This is a genomic window from Methanococcoides mangrovi (genome assembly GCF_052057775.1).
GTDB lineage: Archaea > Halobacteriota > Methanosarcinia > Methanosarcinales > Methanosarcinaceae > Methanococcoides.
In genome coordinates this window covers 391,162-408,933 of the sequence record NZ_CP195121.1, presented here as the reverse complement: position 1 = coordinate 408,933, position 17,772 = coordinate 391,162, and the positions used below count along the sequence as shown (strand labels likewise).

16 protein-coding genes and 1 tRNA gene are annotated in these 17,772 nt (G+C 46.7%); 10 read left to right on the top strand and 7 right to left on the bottom strand.

Annotated elements, in window-relative coordinates; all coding sequences use genetic code 11:
• Positions 1–172: 172 nt before the first annotated feature.
• Positions 173–1,195: a DUF7544 domain-containing protein gene (locus ACR3I3_RS02080; protein ID WP_440952925.1), complete on the bottom strand. Its 1,023-nt coding sequence runs from the start codon at positions 1,193–1,195 to the stop codon at positions 173–175.
• 44 nt (positions 1,196–1,239) lie between these two features.
• A complete protein-coding gene (locus ACR3I3_RS02075; RefSeq protein WP_440952924.1) occupies positions 1,240–2,796 on the bottom strand; it encodes a DEAD/DEAH box helicase in 1,557 nt (518 codons plus the stop codon).
• 346 nt (positions 2,797–3,142) lie between these two features.
• On the opposite strand from ACR3I3_RS02075, the gene ACR3I3_RS02070 reads away from it, so the two are divergent.
• The 3 genes from ACR3I3_RS02070 (at position 3,143) to ACR3I3_RS02060 (ending at position 7,339) form a co-directional block, all read left to right on the top strand.
• Complete coding sequence (locus tag ACR3I3_RS02070; protein WP_440952923.1) at positions 3,143–4,117, top strand: radical SAM protein; 975 nt, start codon at positions 3,143–3,145, stop codon at positions 4,115–4,117.
• Between the two features lie 277 nt (positions 4,118–4,394).
• Positions 4,395–6,311 (top strand): sodium:solute symporter family protein, encoded by a 1,917-nt coding sequence (locus tag ACR3I3_RS02065; RefSeq protein WP_440952922.1) that lies wholly within the window; start codon positions 4,395–4,397, stop codon positions 6,309–6,311.
• A 107-nt stretch (positions 6,312–6,418) separates the two neighbouring features.
• Positions 6,419–7,339, top strand: coding sequence for a DUF5803 family protein (locus tag ACR3I3_RS02060; protein ID WP_440952921.1), 921 nt, complete (start codon positions 6,419–6,421; stop codon positions 7,337–7,339).
• 69 nt (positions 7,340–7,408) lie between these two features.
• Here ACR3I3_RS02060 and ACR3I3_RS02055 read toward each other — a convergent pair whose 3' ends face one another.
• The 3 genes from ACR3I3_RS02055 to ACR3I3_RS02045 all read right to left on the bottom strand — a co-directional run bounded on the left by ACR3I3_RS02055 (position 7,409) and on the right by ACR3I3_RS02045 (position 10,178).
• Positions 7,409–8,155, bottom strand: coding sequence for an MBL fold metallo-hydrolase (locus ACR3I3_RS02055; protein WP_440952920.1), 747 nt, complete (start codon positions 8,153–8,155; stop codon positions 7,409–7,411).
• Between the two features lie 6 nt (positions 8,156–8,161).
• Positions 8,162–9,451, bottom strand: a complete 1,290-nt coding sequence (locus ACR3I3_RS02050) for an ATP-binding protein (RefSeq protein WP_440952919.1) — start codon at positions 9,449–9,451, stop codon at positions 8,162–8,164.
• Between the two features lie 184 nt (positions 9,452–9,635).
• On the bottom strand, positions 9,636–10,178 hold the full coding sequence (locus tag ACR3I3_RS02045) for a DUF5817 domain-containing protein (RefSeq protein WP_440952918.1): 543 nt from the start codon (positions 10,176–10,178) through the stop codon (positions 9,636–9,638).
• An 89-nt stretch (positions 10,179–10,267) separates the two neighbouring features.
• Here ACR3I3_RS02045 and rimI point away from each other — a divergent pair, with 89 nt between their 5' ends.
• The gene (gene rimI, locus ACR3I3_RS02040) at positions 10,268–10,687 is read left to right on the top strand and encodes a ribosomal protein S18-alanine N-acetyltransferase (RefSeq protein ID WP_440952917.1); all 420 of its coding nucleotides are present in this window, start codon (positions 10,268–10,270) and stop codon (positions 10,685–10,687) included.
• 16 nt (positions 10,688–10,703) lie between these two features.
• Here the strand turns inward: rimI and ACR3I3_RS02035 are convergent, their stop codons facing one another.
• Positions 10,704–11,363: an undecaprenyl diphosphate synthase family protein gene (locus ACR3I3_RS02035; RefSeq protein ID WP_440952916.1), complete on the bottom strand. Its 660-nt coding sequence runs from the start codon at positions 11,361–11,363 to the stop codon at positions 10,704–10,706.
• Positions 11,364–11,403: 40 nt separating this feature from the next.
• Positions 11,404–12,591, bottom strand: a complete 1,188-nt coding sequence (locus ACR3I3_RS02030) for a redox-regulated ATPase YchF (RefSeq protein WP_440952915.1) — start codon at positions 12,589–12,591, stop codon at positions 11,404–11,406.
• 141 nt (positions 12,592–12,732) lie between these two features.
• On the opposite strand from ACR3I3_RS02030, the gene ACR3I3_RS02025 reads away from it, so the two are divergent.
• The 6 genes from ACR3I3_RS02025 to ACR3I3_RS02000 all read left to right on the top strand — a co-directional run bounded on the left by ACR3I3_RS02025 (position 12,733) and on the right by ACR3I3_RS02000 (position 17,767).
• Positions 12,733–12,804 (top strand) — tRNA-Arg (locus ACR3I3_RS02025).
• Between the two features lie 201 nt (positions 12,805–13,005).
• Positions 13,006–14,649, top strand: a complete 1,644-nt coding sequence (gene thsA, locus ACR3I3_RS02020) for a thermosome subunit alpha (protein ID WP_440953726.1) — start codon at positions 13,006–13,008, stop codon at positions 14,647–14,649.
• Positions 14,650–14,793: 144 nt separating this feature from the next.
• Positions 14,794–15,354, top strand: coding sequence for a biotin transporter BioY (locus tag ACR3I3_RS02015; RefSeq protein ID WP_440952914.1), 561 nt, complete (start codon positions 14,794–14,796; stop codon positions 15,352–15,354).
• Positions 15,355–15,378: 24 nt separating this feature from the next.
• Positions 15,379–16,188, top strand: a complete 810-nt coding sequence (locus ACR3I3_RS02010; RefSeq protein ID WP_440952913.1) for an ATP-binding cassette domain-containing protein — start codon at positions 15,379–15,381, stop codon at positions 16,186–16,188.
• Positions 16,173–16,997, top strand: a complete 825-nt coding sequence (locus tag ACR3I3_RS02005; protein WP_440952912.1) for an ATP-binding cassette domain-containing protein — start codon at positions 16,173–16,175, stop codon at positions 16,995–16,997. The genes ACR3I3_RS02010 and ACR3I3_RS02005 overlap by 16 nt, the downstream gene beginning before the upstream one ends.
• A complete protein-coding gene (locus ACR3I3_RS02000) occupies positions 16,970–17,767 on the top strand; it encodes an energy-coupling factor transporter transmembrane component T family protein (protein WP_440952911.1) in 798 nt (265 codons plus the stop codon). Before ACR3I3_RS02005 ends, ACR3I3_RS02000 begins: the two co-directional genes overlap by 28 nt.
• Positions 17,768–17,772 lie beyond the last annotated feature (5 nt).

Below are 17,772 nucleotides of genomic sequence, written 5' to 3'. Positions count from 1 at the left end.
TTATTATCAAAGTTATTACCAATAACTTGTATCCAACAAGTTTGTACTTTCAAAATTAACTTTCAACAGGTTACTGGTTAATTAACCAGGAAATGTAATTCTACCGGAATGTTATCATGCTGGTTGTACGGTCTTTTTGTCGTGTGGGAAATAGTTAATTCCCGTCCCGTCTTCAGTTCTCATCTTCAAGTTCAAAGAATGGTATCGTTGTGGCCGGTCTCCACTTTTTAAGAAATACCAGCATATGGTATTTCATAAAGATATGCAATGGCATGATCGTTACAATTGAGAGCAGGGCTAATACTATTATCTCTATGATCGCAAGTGATGTAACGACCATCCAGATAACTCTCTGCTGTAGCATTTCCGAAAGGGCAAAGTAGATGATCCCGTCGATAAGCAGGAATATCAAACCTGGTATCAATAGTACGATGAGTGCAAGTATGCTGAAGACAACTCTTCCTCCTGTCCACAACAGAAATCTTCCTAGCCAGTATCCTGTAATTTGTTTCCAGTCCTGCCTGAAAGTTGCCACCACTTTTTCCAGTGCTTCGATTATCCCTATCTGATCATACATTGCGATGGGGATACAGAGGTGGATAAAAGAGTTGATGATAGAGCTGAAAACAGATATCATCAATATGACTGCAATAAGACTTAATCCGCCTGCGATCAGCATGGGCCAGAAATTTCCGGTTGGGTCACTAATGATCTGAACTATCATTGGTAATGCTGCCATGGCAAATATAGCAAAGAACCCAATTGCCAGTACGATGCGTATTATGAACAGGTTCAGCCCCATTCTCATATACTTTTTAGCGTATTCACGCAATCGCACATCATTTTTTGTAACGGATTCAACAAGAACGAAATCCATTACTGATGAAATGTACCAGAAGATCAGAATTAACAGCGCAATGGCACCTATTATTGCAATTAGGGCCGGAAGATCCGGCATGGTGGTGATCTGTTCGAGGAATCCATTCCCTTTTGCAGGATCAAAAAAAGGAAGTTGTGGAAAATCGCCGGTTTCAGTGTTAGGGATTGAACCATTGTATCCTGAACTGCTTCCACCACCTGCCAGTGCAACAATGATTGCAAGTTTTAACCATTTCTTCAGTTCGAACGGTTCCAGCAAGCAGCTTCTTGTCCTTTTGAAGGCTTCCCCCGCTGCATCAACAACAAACCAGTTCATGCGAAGAATTTGATTGTAGTTGTATAAAAAGGTGACCGGTATGGTCACTCCTTCCTGACCTTAACTCCGGTACGCTTCTTGAATCCTGTTTTGCCTTGTTTCCTGGATTCACCGGAACTTTTGAAACCTTTGCGATCGTCCGACCTCTCAGTTTTTCCTGACCTTTCGGTTCTTCCAGATCTCTCAGTTTTTCCTGACCTTTCAGTTTTTCCTGACCTTTCAGTTTTTCCTGACCTTTCAGTTCTTCCAGATCTTTCTGTCTTTCCAGATCTCTCAGTTCTTCCAGATCTTTCTGTCTTTCCAGATCTCTCAGTTCTTTCGCGTTTGTCCCGTCCTTCCGGTCTTTTCCTGCCTTCGCCTTTTCCAGCTTTCTTTGGTTCGCCGCTTCCGTCATCTTTCTTAAATTTGCCACGGTTACCGGACCTTTTCCCGCCTTTCCTGAAGCTGTTCTTATCATGGCGTTTGTCCTTTTCGTCCTTTATGATGACCCTCTCAACTTCGGGGACTTCCTCTTTGGTGATGGTGAAATCGCGGTGGTGCCTTACTATCTTTTCAAAGGCCTCTGCTTCCCTCTCTGTCAGGACATTGATAACCTTTCCTTCCCTGCCGGCTCTTGCAGTCCTGCCTATCCTGTGGACATATTCGTTCACATCTTCAGGGATATCGTAGTTGTAGACGTGTGATACATAAGGAATATCCAGGCCACGCGCAGCAACATCTGTACAGACAAGTGCATGCGCTTCACTTGAGTGGAACTTGCTGAGGGTACTCTTCCTTTTTGCCTGTGTGTGGCCTCCGTGTATCGCAATTGCATCAACATCGTTCTTACGCAGGTTCTTCTGGACAAAGTCAACATTGCTTCTGGTATTACAGAATACCATCACCAGTCCGGATCTCTCATTTTTCAGGAGGTGGACCAGAAGTGAGAATTTGATCGGCTTTGGAACGTCATAATATACCTGCTCAAGCTTTCCGGCGTCCACATGGGCCTGTGCAAAGACCTTTTGTGGATCTTTCATGTACTTGCGTGAAAGATATTTAATGTCTTTTGAAATAGTTGCTGAGAACAGCAATGTCTGCCTGTCATCCGGACAGTTCACTATGATCTGTTCTACATCGTCGATGAATCCCATATCCAGCATCCTGTCTGCTTCATCAAGGACCAGTATTTCCACATTGTCCAGATCGACAGTTCCTCTTTCGATGTGATCCAGCAGTCTGCCGGGGGTTGCAACAACAATGTCTGCCTTCTCCAGCTTCTTGACCTGCGGACCAATCGCAACTCCGCCGTAAACTGATGCTATTTTAAGTCTCTTATGACGTGAGAATTCCTTCAGTGAATTATGGACCTGCTCAGCCAGTTCTCTTGTGGGGGTCAGTACAAGGGCTTTGATGCCCTGTCCATTCTCTATCTGCTGGATGATCCCACACCCAAAAGCAAATGTTTTTCCAGACCCGGTGGCAGCTCCTCCGATGATGTCCTTCCCTTCAAGGATAATTGGGATAGCCATTGCCTGGATCTCAGTAGGGGTTTCAAAACATTTTTCTTCGATTGATCTCAGGATCGCCTCTTCGATCCCCAGTTTCTTAAATGATTCCATGATGATTACCTGTTGTTATATCTAATTCTTAAAAGAAGAAGAGCTCCATTTTTGTCTCTCGTTCTTGCAAATCCCCACCGGAAATCTTGTCAGAAATCATTTTTATGTTTAATTATGATGGGAATTCAGGCTTTTTAGTTTCAGATGGCCTCTCATACATCTTTGTGCTTATAAACATTGTCCTATGTATTGCAAAAAAAACAAAATTTCACATGTTATATCCCAAAAATATCGTTTGTTATAAACCCTAAAAAATATCATTTGATTCCCGGGAAATGCCAAGTTTTATCAATACCCATAGAAGATATAGAGCACCCTAAAAGAGCATTCTATCAAAAAGATCAACATGTCCAAATTTTCTCCCGTTATCGCAGCGCGTGCGGTCTGGCAGATGAGGGTCAGAAAAAGACCTTTTGTTCTCTCCCATGCAGTCAATTCCAGATGTAACATGAGCTGTAGCTTTTGTGAGTACTGGAAACAGCAGGGGGGGGAGATGAGCCTTGATGAGATATTCAGAATGCTTGATGATGCCAGTTCTTTCGGAATAGGTGTTTACAATGCCTGGACCGTTGAACCTCTTCTTCGTGAGGATCTGCCTCAGATCCTTGCGTATGCAAAAAGTAAGGGAATGATAACATCCCTGATAACCAATGGGAAGCTGCTGAAAGAAAGGATGAACGACTTCGATGATCTTGACTATCTCTCAGTTTCCGTGGACGGGACAAAGAGCTACAAGGAGATCCGTGGCATGGACTTCGAGACCCTTCTTGATGCTATCATGGCCGTTAAGGACAATCTGAAGAATCCCCTTTTGATGAACTGTGTGATCAGCGGAAAGAACCTTGATGACATTGAAGAGCTCATACAGCTTGCACGTGATCTGGGTGTGAAGATCTCCTTTGAGCCTCTATATGAGTTCCGTGGGATCAACGAAGATGTCTGGGGCAGTCTGGGTATCCGTGATGTGGAAAAATATCGCTGCACGATCGATCGTATCATCGAGATGAAAAAGGCAGGGTATCCGATCATTAATTCACTGACGTACCTTCGAATGATAAGAGAACTGAAAAAAGGTTACAACTGCCATGTAAATAACCTGATCCTTGATGTCACTGCAGATGGTTCCATTGAGCACTGCCGTGTCCACCGGGAACTGCTGGGCAACGTGAAGGATGGTATTGTCGATGTGTGGAATGCCTCAAGGGATCGTCAAAAAGAACTGGCAAAGAATTGTGAGGGATGTTTCTTCTTCGGTTATGTTGAGAACAGTCTGATGTATGACCTGAACCTTGAGGTCATGCAGCACTATGAGTGGATGTGAATTTCTCAGTACATTTTCTTCTATGAAATGTTTTTCTTCAAGTTGTTTATCTATGAATGAATGACCTGATCAACCGATGGACTATTACTGATGGCCTATGATCAATGGAACAGGCGACTGAATTCCGGGTTCATCGGATTTCTTTTGAAAGAGCTTATATATTAAATCAAATATGTCCTTATTGACCTTTTTAAAAGGAAAAAATCGTAGTTAATTCGTATTAGTGTTTCAGGAATTAGGTCTGAATAAATAGAACATATTATTTTGAGGTTTAATTATGGATAGTTATCAATTGTTTATGGCAATGCTTGCAGTCTATCTCTGTGGACTGATCGCAATTGGCTGGTACTTTACAAAAAGACAAAAGACGGTGACCGATTTCTGGCTTGCCGGTCGTAAGATCGGGATGATAGGTGTTGGTTTTTCCTCGGCAGCATCCTGGCTGACCGCTGGTGGGATATTGGCCGTGATAGGATTCTTCATGTTACTTGGAATGGGCTCCATATGGGGTTTTGTAGCACCGAACATCCTTGCACTGCTTATTATCGCTATATTCGTGAAGAGGATCAAACACCTTCCTGCTATCACACAGGCAGAACTTCTTGAACAGAGGTACAGTTCTGCTATCCGTGCTCCCGTGGGAATTATCATCACCATCGTAATGATCCTTTTCGCAGTTGCTGACATCAAGGGATTCGCTCTTGTTCTGCAGGTTTTCTACGGCCTTGACCCGATATATGCAGCTCTTATCGTTGCCCTTGCAGTGTCTGTTTATGTCACCCTTGGTGGTCTTTCTGCTGTAGTCTGGACCGATGTTATCCAGTTCGCCTTCCTTTCCATATTCGCTATCATAATGGCATTTCTTGCAGTTGACTCTGCTACATCCAGCGTTGCTACCATCTCAACAGCATCCGATCTTTTCGCTACCGTTCCTGGTGATTGGTGGAACCCGTTCATCATTGGAATCCCGATGGTATTGATCTTCGTCTTTGCTATCATCCCTGGATGGATCACTGAGCAGGACCCATGGCAGAAGATCTGGGCAGCAAAGGACTCAACTTCCGCAAGGAACGGTCTGGTTCTTGGTTCCCTTATGATTGCAATTGTGTTCAGTGCATGTGCAGTTATTGCTATCGGACTCAGTGCATTGTATCCTGAGATCCCTGCAGCAGGCTTCCCTATGGGAATGGCCCAGGCAGAACCTGCATTGCTGACCTACATAGTAAGCACATTCTCGCCTGTAGTTATCGGTCTCAGTGCGATTGGCCTTGCAGCTGCTTCCATGTCCTGTGCTGACACCTTTGCAACATCCGGTGCATCATGTGTTTCACGTGACATCTACCAGAGGTTCATAAGGCCGGATGCAACAATGAAGCAGATGCTCGCTATCAACAGGCTCAGCGTCCTTTTCATAGTCGCAGCAGCAACTGTGGCTTCCTTCTTCATTGACAGTATCATCGATGCTATCCACATTGCAACCTTCATTGCAAGTGCTTCCTACTTCTTCCCTCTCATGGGAGGACTTTACTGGAAGCGTGCTACAAAGGAAGGTGCTATGGCCGGTCTTATCGTCGGTGCCGTTGCACAGATCGCCTTTACGGTCTATGATCTTTCAATGACCGCACCTATGGCTCCTTCATACCTTGAGACCGTACACCCGATCCTCATGAACCATGGTGTTATTGTGGGTATGGCACTCAGCGGTGTTGCATTCTTCGGTGTCTCATTCATGACAAGGCCATCAAACATTGTCAACCTTGCTCCATTCTTCAAGGAGGCAGCAGAGGAACTTGCAAGCCATGAGGCACAACAGGTTGATGAGCAAAGTGCAGAGTACAAGAAGTTCCTGAAGAACGTCGATGAGCAGATCACAGGAGAACGTGCACACCTTCACCTGAGACTTGAGGGTTCTGCAACCGTTAACTGGTCAAAGTTCGTAGACCAGCTGAAGGATTCATATAAGGCATGGGTCACACCAACCGGTATTGATTCAGTGTACAGGCTGATCCAGGCTGATATGCTTGCATGTGTTTCCATCACACGTGGTGAAACCGAAAAGGAGATCTGGTTCGCATCCGAACCACCGGTTGACTCCGTCGAGATGCAGAAAAGGGAACTTTTCATTGCATACAAAGAGGTTGCAGCTGCTCTTGAAGAGACAGGCGTTCTTCTCTCAATTTCAAACAATGACTGATCTTAAGGCAACACTCCCTTTCTTCAGGGAGTGCTGTTATTTTTTTCAATAACCTTTTTTACCAATGGTGCCCATTGTTTTTTGATAAACTGTTTGTGATGTGTACAATGAATAAAGCAATTATAACAACAGTATTCATTTTCGCTCTTGCAGTAATGGCATCAGGCTGTATCAACGAGCTAATTCCTGTGGATGAGGAGGCGGCATCTCCAGATCTTTCCACATATGAACTGGAAGTCTTTTACAGTGGATCAGTCGGTGGCGAGTTCGTAAATACGACCACTTTCTATCTGACGGATAATGGCTCTGCGAACGTTGTTCATATGATCGTGAACGCTTCTGCAATTGAGATAATTCCTCTGGAGGACATACTTAACCCCAACAAGGAAGCTGTATCGAACATAATCATCCTTGCAGGCAATGCCGAGGATACGGAACCATCGTTTGAGACATTCGGGATGCTTTCCACATCTTCGATAGATGATGTTCCTGCTTTCAACTACACTATGGATGAGGAGGTCATCAGGGGCCAGAAGCACATTTACATGAGGTTCAACGAGAGCCTCACGGGAATTGTGGCCTACAGCATGACAACTCCTATGGGGCAGGATTTCATGTATATTCCTTCCCATGATTCGGTCGTAAGATTCGTTCTTCCTGAAGGTTATACAACAGGCAATCCATTTATCGGTAAAGTAAGCCCCGAACCTGATGAGAGATATTTTGACGAGCTTAACAGGGAGGTCCTTGTGTGGTATGACCTGCGTGCAACAACCGGTTCGTTCACAGAGATGGCAAGAGAGTTCCTTAAAGTTGAGATCGATGAGGAAGAGCTACCATACAATCCTGTAGTTGTAAAGTTCTACACAACTTCAGCTCCTCGTATGCTTCTGATAGGCACTATCATTCTTGGCGGAGGGGCACTTATTGTTCTTGGGAACTACCTCTCAACAAGAAGAAGACTCCAAAAGACCCGTGAGCTTATTGAAGAAGGGTTCGATGAGACAGGAAAGGGTAAGTTGAAATGAGGCCTTTACAGGCCCTGCTTTTTTTTATCTGTATCGCACCCATGGTAACTTTCAGTTCTATATCTGCGTTCAGAATGTGAATTCCATTCCGTCGTAACCCAGCGGATATGTTGCTGATGCTTCATCATGAGGCTTGTAATAGTGGCTCAGGTGTGTCATAGCTACCTTTTTTGCCTTTATGTTCTCAGCCAGTTCCATGGCTTCTTTTGCATCCATGTGTTTCTTAACATGGAATCCGACATCATCGGGAATAATGGCATCCACTATGAACAGGTCCGGTTCCATAATAAGTTCAAGGCTTTCCTCCGGGAGGTTATTGTCAGTATCTCCGCTTATGACCACTTTTTTATCACCATCGCGTATGATGACACCAATCGCCTTTTCCACAGGTGGGTGGTTGACCTCGAATACGGTGAACTCAAGGCCGATGATCTCAAAAGGCTCACCTGGTTGAACGTCATGCCTCCGCGGTTTCAAAAAAGAGACGTAGTCGAGTATATAGTCAAGTGTTTCGGTGATGCCGTAGACATCCACATGGCTCTGGACGCGGTGGAACTCGCCAAAACCGGTGTAATGGTCGTAATGCCCGTGGGTCCAGATCACTGCATCGATATGCCGGACACCTTTTCTGAGCATCTGTTGTCTCATATCCGGACTTGTATCGATCAGAACCTTTCCTTCATTGGATTCCACAAGGACCGAAAAGCGGGTTCTGTTACTCTTCCCTCCGTTTCGTGCATCCCTGCAGGTCCTGCAGTCACAGCCGATGATGGGGGTGCCGGGTGCGTCACCGGTCCCGAGGAGTATTATCTTCATGGTCCCTTAGAATCCCCCGGTATTGACAACATATTCGTCGGACTTTATCTGAGCGCGCTTGTTGAACCTGCCTACTGCCTCGATGAGGTCCTGCTGGTTGATGTTCGTACGTTCCTCTACCAGTGCATTGAGCACACTCTCACGGATTATCATACGCAGGTCGGAGCCGGAGTAGCCTTCAGTGAGGGAAGCGATCTCCGCGTTATTGAGATCACCTTCTATTTCCATGGTGACAATATCGAGGATCTCCTTTCTCATCTTCTCATCCGGAAGCGGGAAGTCCATGATCTCATCGAACCTTCGCCATACTGCAGAGTCAAGCATCCTGGGGTGGTTAGTAGCGGCTATCAGGAGCACTCCATCGTTGGTCAGGCTGATCTGGTCAATGGCCTTTAGAAGCGTGTTCACGGCCCTCTTTAAAGCTGCATGCTCATCCGATGCCCTTGTCTTGGCAACAAAATCGAACTCATCTATGAAGAGGATGCATGGGCTCAGGCGTTTGGCAAGTGCGAACACCCTGTCGATGTTCTTTGCCGTCTCACCGAGGTACTGGTCGGTTATCATGGAAAGCCTGACCTCAACAAAAGGTATGGACAGACGCTCTGACATTGCCTTTGCCACAGATGTCTTTCCGGTTCCGGGTGGTCCCACCAGCAGTATCTTTCCGATATCATAGAGCCCGATACGTTTGAGGTATTCCCTGTACTCGATAGCCTTTACTATCTTCTCTACCTCTTCTTTTTGCTCATCGTTGAGCACAAGATACCTGAGGGGCTGGACGATGTCTTCCGGGGCCACGATCTCCACAAGTTTGAGCATGTCCTCTCCGCCTTCTTCTTCGGCGATCTCACCTACCAGGGACTCGATCCATTCCCTGTCAACCTCTTTTGGCCTTGTCGCAGCACGTGCTTTCTCATAGCTCGTTCCGGCAACTTCCTTCTTTTCGTAATAATATGATAGTGCAGGGTTCTGGTCAATGCGCTCTGAGGCATTCTCCTGTTTGCGGAACCATTCCGCTGCAACATCAAATGATGTGAACTTCATCCTGGATGTAAGTTCATCGATATCCAGGAACGGAAGTGTGAATACCTGCCCCTTTATTTCCTCGATCTCAAAGAGCTTCTTTATGTCAGAGCGGGAAACGTTAATTGGTTTTGGGACGCCTTTATGTGCACGGCTCCAGTAGTTCTTCCTTATGTCCTTTGGAAGATCGTTAACATCCATTTCCGGATACCTGTTGTATATCTCTGCTGTCAATAGAAGTTCTACAATGTCGAGGGTTGTCTTGTCGGACATGTTCTTACCTTGTAATGAGAATGATCTGGTATAGTTATATGCTCATTTTCTGAACGGTTCAGTGAACCATAAGATTATGTGGTTCTTTTAGATATAATTTATGTGTTTGTGACAACCGGAGCTGAATGTCCGTAATTCTGAATTTCATGACCTCATAGCGTTTCCTCAGGCTCTCGGTCCCACATTATGGGATGAGTTTGATGTATCCCTTTTTAGGGGAATATATGTCCCCTTTCCGGAGCAGCTTTTCTAGGTCTCTTCCAATTATATCCTCATCAAGGTCCTGAATGAGCGGATGATCATAAAGCCGGGTCTCCTGCATCTCTCCACCTTCTTTTTCAAGGATCGACAGAATGGTTTTTGCAGGGTCTGTTCTCTTAGTTCGGGATGAGCTCTTGAGGGGTGTTTCCCGGAAATTCGGGATGAACCCCTTTTCAGCACTTCCTGACCCGTTAGACTTGGCTGATGTAAATGTGGTAAAAGGATCAGGTCCGTGAGATCCGCTTTCTTTCATAGTGTCACATTCTCTTTCAGAAACCTCTGCCTGCAGTCGGGTACGTACTGCAATTGCCTCTTCAAGGTTCTCGGTAGTGTGGAATATCCTCAGTTTCCTTGTCTGCAGTGTAGCTCCGCATCGCTGGCATCCTGTGGTCTTTGCGCACTTTTGTTCTATAATCTGGGCGGACTTCCTGCATTTGGGGCACACTATAACCGAATATACTGGCATCAATGAGAGGTTGTGCGATCTTGTATAAGTATGGAACCCTGCGATAGGGGAACCTTTAATTTATCAGTCATGAGGCCCTAGTTCTGTTAATGATGCGGATAGCCACCAGTTCTGATATTGATTCGATCGTAGAGATCGAGAACCTTTCCTTCGAGGTGCCGTGGGAATCACGCATTTTCCGTTCATATGCAGACTATCCCGGGTTCATTGTACTGGAATCCGATGGCTTCATCCTTGGATATGCTGTTCTTGTCGTCATAAAAGAGGCGGCACATCTGGCAAGCATTGCAACACATCCCCGCTTCAGAAGAATGGGTGTTGCAACGGCTCTCCTTGAGGCATGTGTGCTTCTTGCAAAAGAGAACTCTTTTCCTCTTATCCGTCTGGAGGTACGGGAAAAGAACAAAGGTGCCAGGGAATTCTATCTGTCGAACGGCTTTGAGGAGACCGGAACTATCCCGCGCTATTATCTTGATGACAATGCCATTGTGATGGAACGCAGGGTATGATAACTTCTTTGTTTTGTCATTTGCCAAAGCGCCTCTGTCTCTTCTGAAAATCCCGTATGATCCTCAGCATATCCATTTTCCTGAGGTCGTGCCAGTTGACATCTGTAAAATAAAGTTCCGAATATGCGGATTGCCACAGCAGGAAATCAGAGAGGTGCTTCCCGCCTGCACGTATGATCATGTCCGGTTCTTCCCTGACCAGCAGGTGAGACTCAATAACGTTCTCATCTATCTCTTCCGGTCTTATTTTTCCTTCCTTTACTTCTGAGAGGATCGAACTGACAGCTTTTGTGATCTCTGCCCTTCCTCCAAAGCCTGCTGAAAGATGAACTGTAAGGGAGCTACCCTTACGTTCCTTCCGGAGGTTTCCATTCTCATCGTATATGAAAAAACCGACATTTTCGGGAAATGATCCAAGTATGTCTGTGAGTTCTGTGGTAAGGATGGTGACTATCTCTTTGCGGAACTCCTCTTTTGTGTCCAGCACATCAACATAGATGCTGATGGTCGCGATGCCAAGCTTCATGCACCAGGTTATCAGCTCCCTGAACTTTTCTTTTCCTTTCAGATCAAGAAGGTCGGATTCAGAGAGGACCATTGTTATATGTTCAGGTATCTTCTCAGGTGAGCTGTTCACCTGGCCGAGCAGATACCTCTCATACAGGGCTTTGATCATACTATGTCATCTTGAGTTGTTCTTTGGGTATATTCGTCCATCACTTGGCCGTAGATACTATCTTTACCACATCGCCGTCCTTGAGCTCGTGCTTTTCCCCAAGACGCATCTTTGTCTTGCCGTCCACTGCATACAGGAACCTGTCCCCGATATCGGTATGTACCTTGTATGCAAGATCGTGGGCTGTGGATCCTCTCTTCATGAGGAACGCGTCGGGCAGCATCCTGTCATTCTTGTCGGTCCATTTTCCTTCATCTTCTACAGGATATACTACTATGAGGTCGAGAAGGTCAAAGACCGCCCTGTTAATGCACTCTTGTATCCCGCCGCCACCGGTTCCAAGCTTTTTCATGAGGCCTCTGAGGCTTTCCAGACCCTTTTTCTGTGCATCGCTCATGTCATCTGAGAGGATCCCGAAGTCATTGTCTCCGGGAAGGTACTTTATTATCCCGTTCTTTGCAGCTGATCTTAATGCAAGCTCGGCAGCAGCACTGGTGGGCACTACTATAAGGTCGAGTTCTTCGAGGTTCTTTACGTTCTCCTCGGGTGCCACATCGATCTTGTTGGCAGCTATCATTGTAGGTTTGCTAAGAGTGCGGATGGCCTCACAAAGTCTGACCATGTCCTCATCGGTCCACTGGGTACATTCTTTTGGCATATCACAGCAAAGAAGTGCTTCGTGTGCCTGTGATTCATTCACCCCGGCACCCATGAGCTGGTCGGATATGACCTCTGACATCTTGAGGCCTTCCGCTTTGATCTTGCGTGAGAGCCTGTCCCAGTTGCGTTTAAGGATGCCTGTCATCCACATGGTGATCTCACGGTTCAGGAAGTCCACGTCTTCCAGTGGGTCGTGGTCCCCTATGTCCACGGGGTTTCCTTCTATGTCCGTGCCTCCGGACGCATCGATAACATGGATAATGGCCTGTGCCTGCCTGAGCTCGTCAAGGAAGGCATTACCAAGACCACGGCCGGTGTGTGCGTCGGGCACGAGGCCTGCCACATCGATCATTTCGATCGGAACGAACCTTATACCGTCCTGGCAGTTGCCACAGCGTTTATCCTTCTGGGTACATGGACACTCCGCCCTTACGTATGTTACACCTTTGTTGGCGTTGATGGTGGTGAACGGGTAGTTCGCGATCTCCACATCTGCAAGGGTGGCTGCCTTGAAAAAAGTTGATTTGCCTGCATTTGGTTTTCCTGCAAGGCCTATGGTCATTGACATGTCCTACACATCATCCTTGAAGCATTTAACTTTTTTTCATGAAGGCCTTTTTCCTGTGAAGATTTCCATAATTTTGCTTAGAATCTGCTTTTGACCAGCAATATTTATATTGCAGTAAGTTATTAGGAACCTGTCCAACCTGTCCCGGTAGGGTAGTGGATATCCTTGAGGCCTGCGGAGCCTTAGACTCGAGTTCAAGTCTCGGCCGGGACGTATTTCATCTTCTTTTTTTTGTCAGTTTTCTTCTCATTCTCCGCGTGTGTGTTTTTACATCTTCTGTACTCCTGATCTTTCCTGTTCGGTATAGTCCGACATACCTCTCAGTTATCCTTATATAGAAGTTCATTCATCTAGAACGAACAGATAGAGCGCATAATGTGTAATATCAAACCAATTTCAAAATAACCGATATTAATTTATCAATGCTATTTAGGAGGGCTAAATATCTTATCAAGAGGAAGTCAGACAATCCGCGGCAGGGATGCACAGAGCATTAACATCCTTGCAGGAAAGGCCGTTGCAAATGCAGTTCGCACAACACTTGGTCCAAAGGGAATGGACAAGATGCTCGTGGACTCTATGGGAGACATCGTCATCACCAACGATGGAGCTACCATTCTGAAGGAAATGGATATCCAGCACCCGGCAGCTAAGATGATCGTCGAGGTGTCCAAGACACAGGATGACGAAGTAGGTGACGGAACAACTTCCGCTGCTATCCTTTCAGGTGAGCTTCTTGCAAAGGCAGAAGAGCTTATCGACAAGGGTGTCCACCCAACTATTATATCTGAAGGTTACAGGCATGCTGCAAAGAAATGCCGTGAGATCCTTGAGACCATTACGATCGACGTAACTCCTGAGGACACAGAGGCTCTGACGAAGATTGCAGCAACTGCTATCACAGGTAAAGGTGCTGAAGCATACAAAGAAAAACTCTCCAAGCTCACAGTGGAAGCTGTCAGAAGCGTTGTCGAAGAGGAAGACGGCAAGTTAGTTGTCGACACCAGCAACATCAAGATCGAAAAACGTGCAGGCGGAAGCATCATGGATTCCGAGCTTGTACAGGGTCTTGTTATCGACAAGGAACGCTCACACCCCAACATGCCTGAGAGTGTAGAGAACGCAAAGATCCTTCTCGTAAGCTGTCCTATCGAGTTCAGGAAGACCGAGATGGATGCTGAGATCAAGATTACCTCCCCTGGCCAGATGCAGATGTTCCTTGACCAGGAAGAGAAAATGATGAGAGAGATGGCTGAGAAGGTCATCGCAAGCGGTGCAAATGTCGTATTCTGCCAGAAAGGTATTGACGACATGGCACAGTACTACATCGAGAAGGCAGGTATCTACGCTGTCAGAAGGGTGAAGAAGAGCGACCTTAAGAGGCTCAGCAAGGTCACCGGCGGTACTCTTATCCAGGACCTTGACGAGATCACCCCTGAGGACACAGGTATTGCAGACCTTGTAGAAGAGAGAGAGGTCAAGGGCGCAAAGATGACCTATGTTACCGGATGCCAGAACTCCAGTGCAGTAACAGTCCTTCTCCACGGCGGAACTGAGCACGTTGTAGCTGAACTTGAGCACGCAATGACAGATGCTCTCCGTGTTGTGGGAGTTGTCATTGAGGATGGTAAGGTCGTTGTAGGTGGCAGCTCACCTGAGATCGAACTCTCACTGAGGCTTAGTGAGTATGCAGCAACCCTCAAGGGAAGGGAGCAGCTCGCAGTCAGCAAGTTCGCTGAAGCACTTGAGATCATTCCACAGACACTTGCAGAGAACGCAGGTCTTGACCCGATCGACATAATGGTGGAACTCCGTTCCCAGCACGAGCAGGGTAACAAGAACGCAGGTCTCAATGTTTACACCGGTGATGTTGTCGACATGTGGGAAAACGATGTTATCGAACCACTGCGTATCAAGACCCAGGCTATCAATGCTGCAACCGAAGCTACTGTCATGATCCTCAGGATCGATGATGTGGTGGCATCAACCCGCTCATCAGGTCCTACACCAGGTGTCCCTGACATGGACCTTGACCTGGACGCAAGTGCAGGCTACTGATACGGAATTTAAACTTACTAAAGTGTCGGATCATCCGGCACTTCCTTTTTTAATTTTGACCATTTTGATAACCATTTGTTGATTATCTGAAAGTCTGCACTTTTCTGGGAAAAGTATTTATGACCTGTCAACCATTCTGGAATCATGGTTAACAACAATACGGATGTTGATGGCAACTTTTCATCCAGCCCCTCTGACAATATCAGAAAAATGGTCTACGCCTCTCTTTTCGCTGCATTGACTGCCATAGGTGCCTACATAACTATACCCCTGGGTCCTATCCCGTTCACCTTGCAGGTGGTTTTCGTCCTGATGGCAGGTGCAATGCTTGGAAGCAAATGGGGTTCAATAAGCATGATCGTCTATACTCTGCTAGGGATTGCCGGTCTTCCGGTGTTCTCCGGCGGTGCTTCGGGAATTGGTGTCATCCTTGGTCCTACCGGAGGATATATCATTGGTTTCATTGCCGCAGCATTTGTTGTGGGTTTCCTTTTTGAGAACTACAGGACAGAAAAGCTTCCTATCAATGCTATGTATGTCCTCACAGGTTCGGCTGTGATATATGCCTTTGGCCTGAGCCATTTGATGATAGTGGCCAACATGTCCTTTATACAGGCGGTAACTGTAGGTCTCCTTCCTTTCATCGGCGGTGCTCTTGTGAAAGTAGCAGTAGCTGCTTATATTGCTACCCGATATAGGATATGATCAATAAAGAGGGCTGAATATCCCATGATCAGATTCGAAGGTGTGAGCTACAGCTATCCTGATGGTCACAAGGTACTTGATGAGATCGACCTTCAGATAGAAGAAGGAACGTTCACCGCAATAACAGGTGACAATGGTAGTGGCAAGTCCACCCTCGTGCGCCATATGAGCGGACTTCTTACACCTTCGAAAGGTACTGTTTCAGTATGCGGGATGAACACCCTTGACCCCTCAAACCTCCGGAAGGTCCGGCAGCTCGTCGGGATGGTGTTCCAGGATCCTCATTCCCAGGCAGTGGGTGCCACTGTTGAAGAGGACGTTGCATTTGGTCCTGAGAACCTTGCACTTGAACGCGAAGAGATCCGTGATCGTGTATTCTCTTCTGTTCTTGATGTGGGCATGGGGGGCTTTGAAGAGAGACTTTTGATGAACCTCAGCGGAGGCCAGCTGCAAAAAACAGCAATTGCCGGAATACTGGCAATGAGGTCCGAATACCTCGTGTTCGATGAGATCACATCAATGCTCGACCATGATTCCCGGTCCATGATGCTGGATCTTGTAAAGAAGCTCAACCATATGGGAAAGACTGTTGTTTATGTGACCCATCATCTGGAAGAAGTGCTGGCTGCAGATCGTGCGATCGTCATGGAAGGCGGATCTGTTGCCATTGATGGGTCCCCTGCTAATGTATTCCGCGAGCTCTACTCCTCCGGGCACAGCATTCCTCCTCTCATGGAGCTTGCTATAAGGCTAAAGGATACCGGTATACTGGAAAATAATGTGCTGCCTGCCACTGTTGATGAACTGATGGAGGATCTATGCCGATCGATGTAAAAGATCTGTCCTTTTCTTACGGTAAAGGGAAGGCAGCAACTTCGGTCCTAAAGGATGTCTCATTTTCCATTGATAAAGGTGAGTCCGTGGGGATCGTGGGCAAGGTCGGATGTGGTAAGACCACTCTGATAAAGCACCTTAATGGCCTCCTTATGCCGGATTCCGGGAGTGTCACCGTTGACGGGATGCCTTCTTCCAGGAAAGATATCTGTAAAAAAGTGGGGATCCTTTTCCAGCACCCTTCAAGACAACTGTTCTGCACCACTGTTCGAGAGGACATTGCTTATGGTCCGAAGAATTTCGGTATCCATGGAGATGAGCTGATTAAATGTGTACGTGAATCTGTTAAGGAGGTCGGCCTTGCAGAGGGTATACCTGATAGGTCTCCTTTCAGCCTGAGCGGTGGTGAGATGCGCCTGGTTGCACTTGCAGGCGTCCTGTCCTCCTCACCGGATTATCTTGTTCTGGATGAACCCACTTCGGGAATCAGCAAAAGCGGGAAGTCGAATCTGTTCCGGATACTGAGAGATCTGAAAGACGGTGGTATCGGTGTCGTGCTGGTGTCCCACCAGATAGAGGATGTACTTGATCTTGTGGACAGGCTGATCTGTCTGGAAAATGGTGAAATTGCATTCGAAGGTACTCCCTCTGAATATCTCCGATCTGTACCTTCTCCGGTACCGCAGATAACCGAACTTATGAGGGGATTGAAGCTCTCTGGTATCGATGTGAGGGATGATGTGTTCTCTGTGGATGATGCATTCGCTGAGATCCATGCTGCATGGTCGAAAACAACGGGGAATATCTGATGGCAGGTCCGCTCTTTTCATATGTTTCGGGAAGGTCCTTTCTCCACACGATGGACCCCCGGGCGAAGATCATCTCGGTAATGTCCCTGAGCATCCTGATATTCAATATTTACTCATTTACTCATCTGCTTATTATGTGGTGTCTGTTCATAGTGCTGGCGCTGATCGCAGGGCTGAGTGTGTCCTTTGTGTTTCGGTCCCTTCGCCCAATGGCAATATTCTTCGGTTTCATTTTCCTTATACATCTGTTCTTCACGGATGGGGCCCCGATGTTATCTCACGCTTTTTCACCGACTTACGAGGGTCTTGAGAAAGGATCGCTCGTGACCGGTCGTTTCATCCTGCTCATTCTTTTTGGGTCCCTGCTTACTTCCACCACAAGGCCGGCCCTTGTAACCAGTGGGATCGAGCACCTGCTTCGTCCTCTTCCTTTGAGGAGGTTGGGCACTACCTCTTTCGAGATAGCGACAATGATGTCCCTGGGAATTCATTTCATCCCGCACCTGTTGTGGTATGTGGGTCAGGTCCGGGATGCACAGGTATCAAGGGGTCTGAAATATGGTTTCCATCCGGTATCGGGGATGCTTTCCCTTGCGATACCTGCCTTGAGGGGTTCCATGCGTATGGCCGACGATGTTGCGATGTCCATGGAGTCCCGTTGCTACCAGGGAAACTATCGTACCTCGCTTTTTGAGATGAGGATGAAGGCCTCGGACTGGTTCGTATGTGTTTCTGTAGTTCTTGCAACGGCAATACTCATATATACATGAACAAA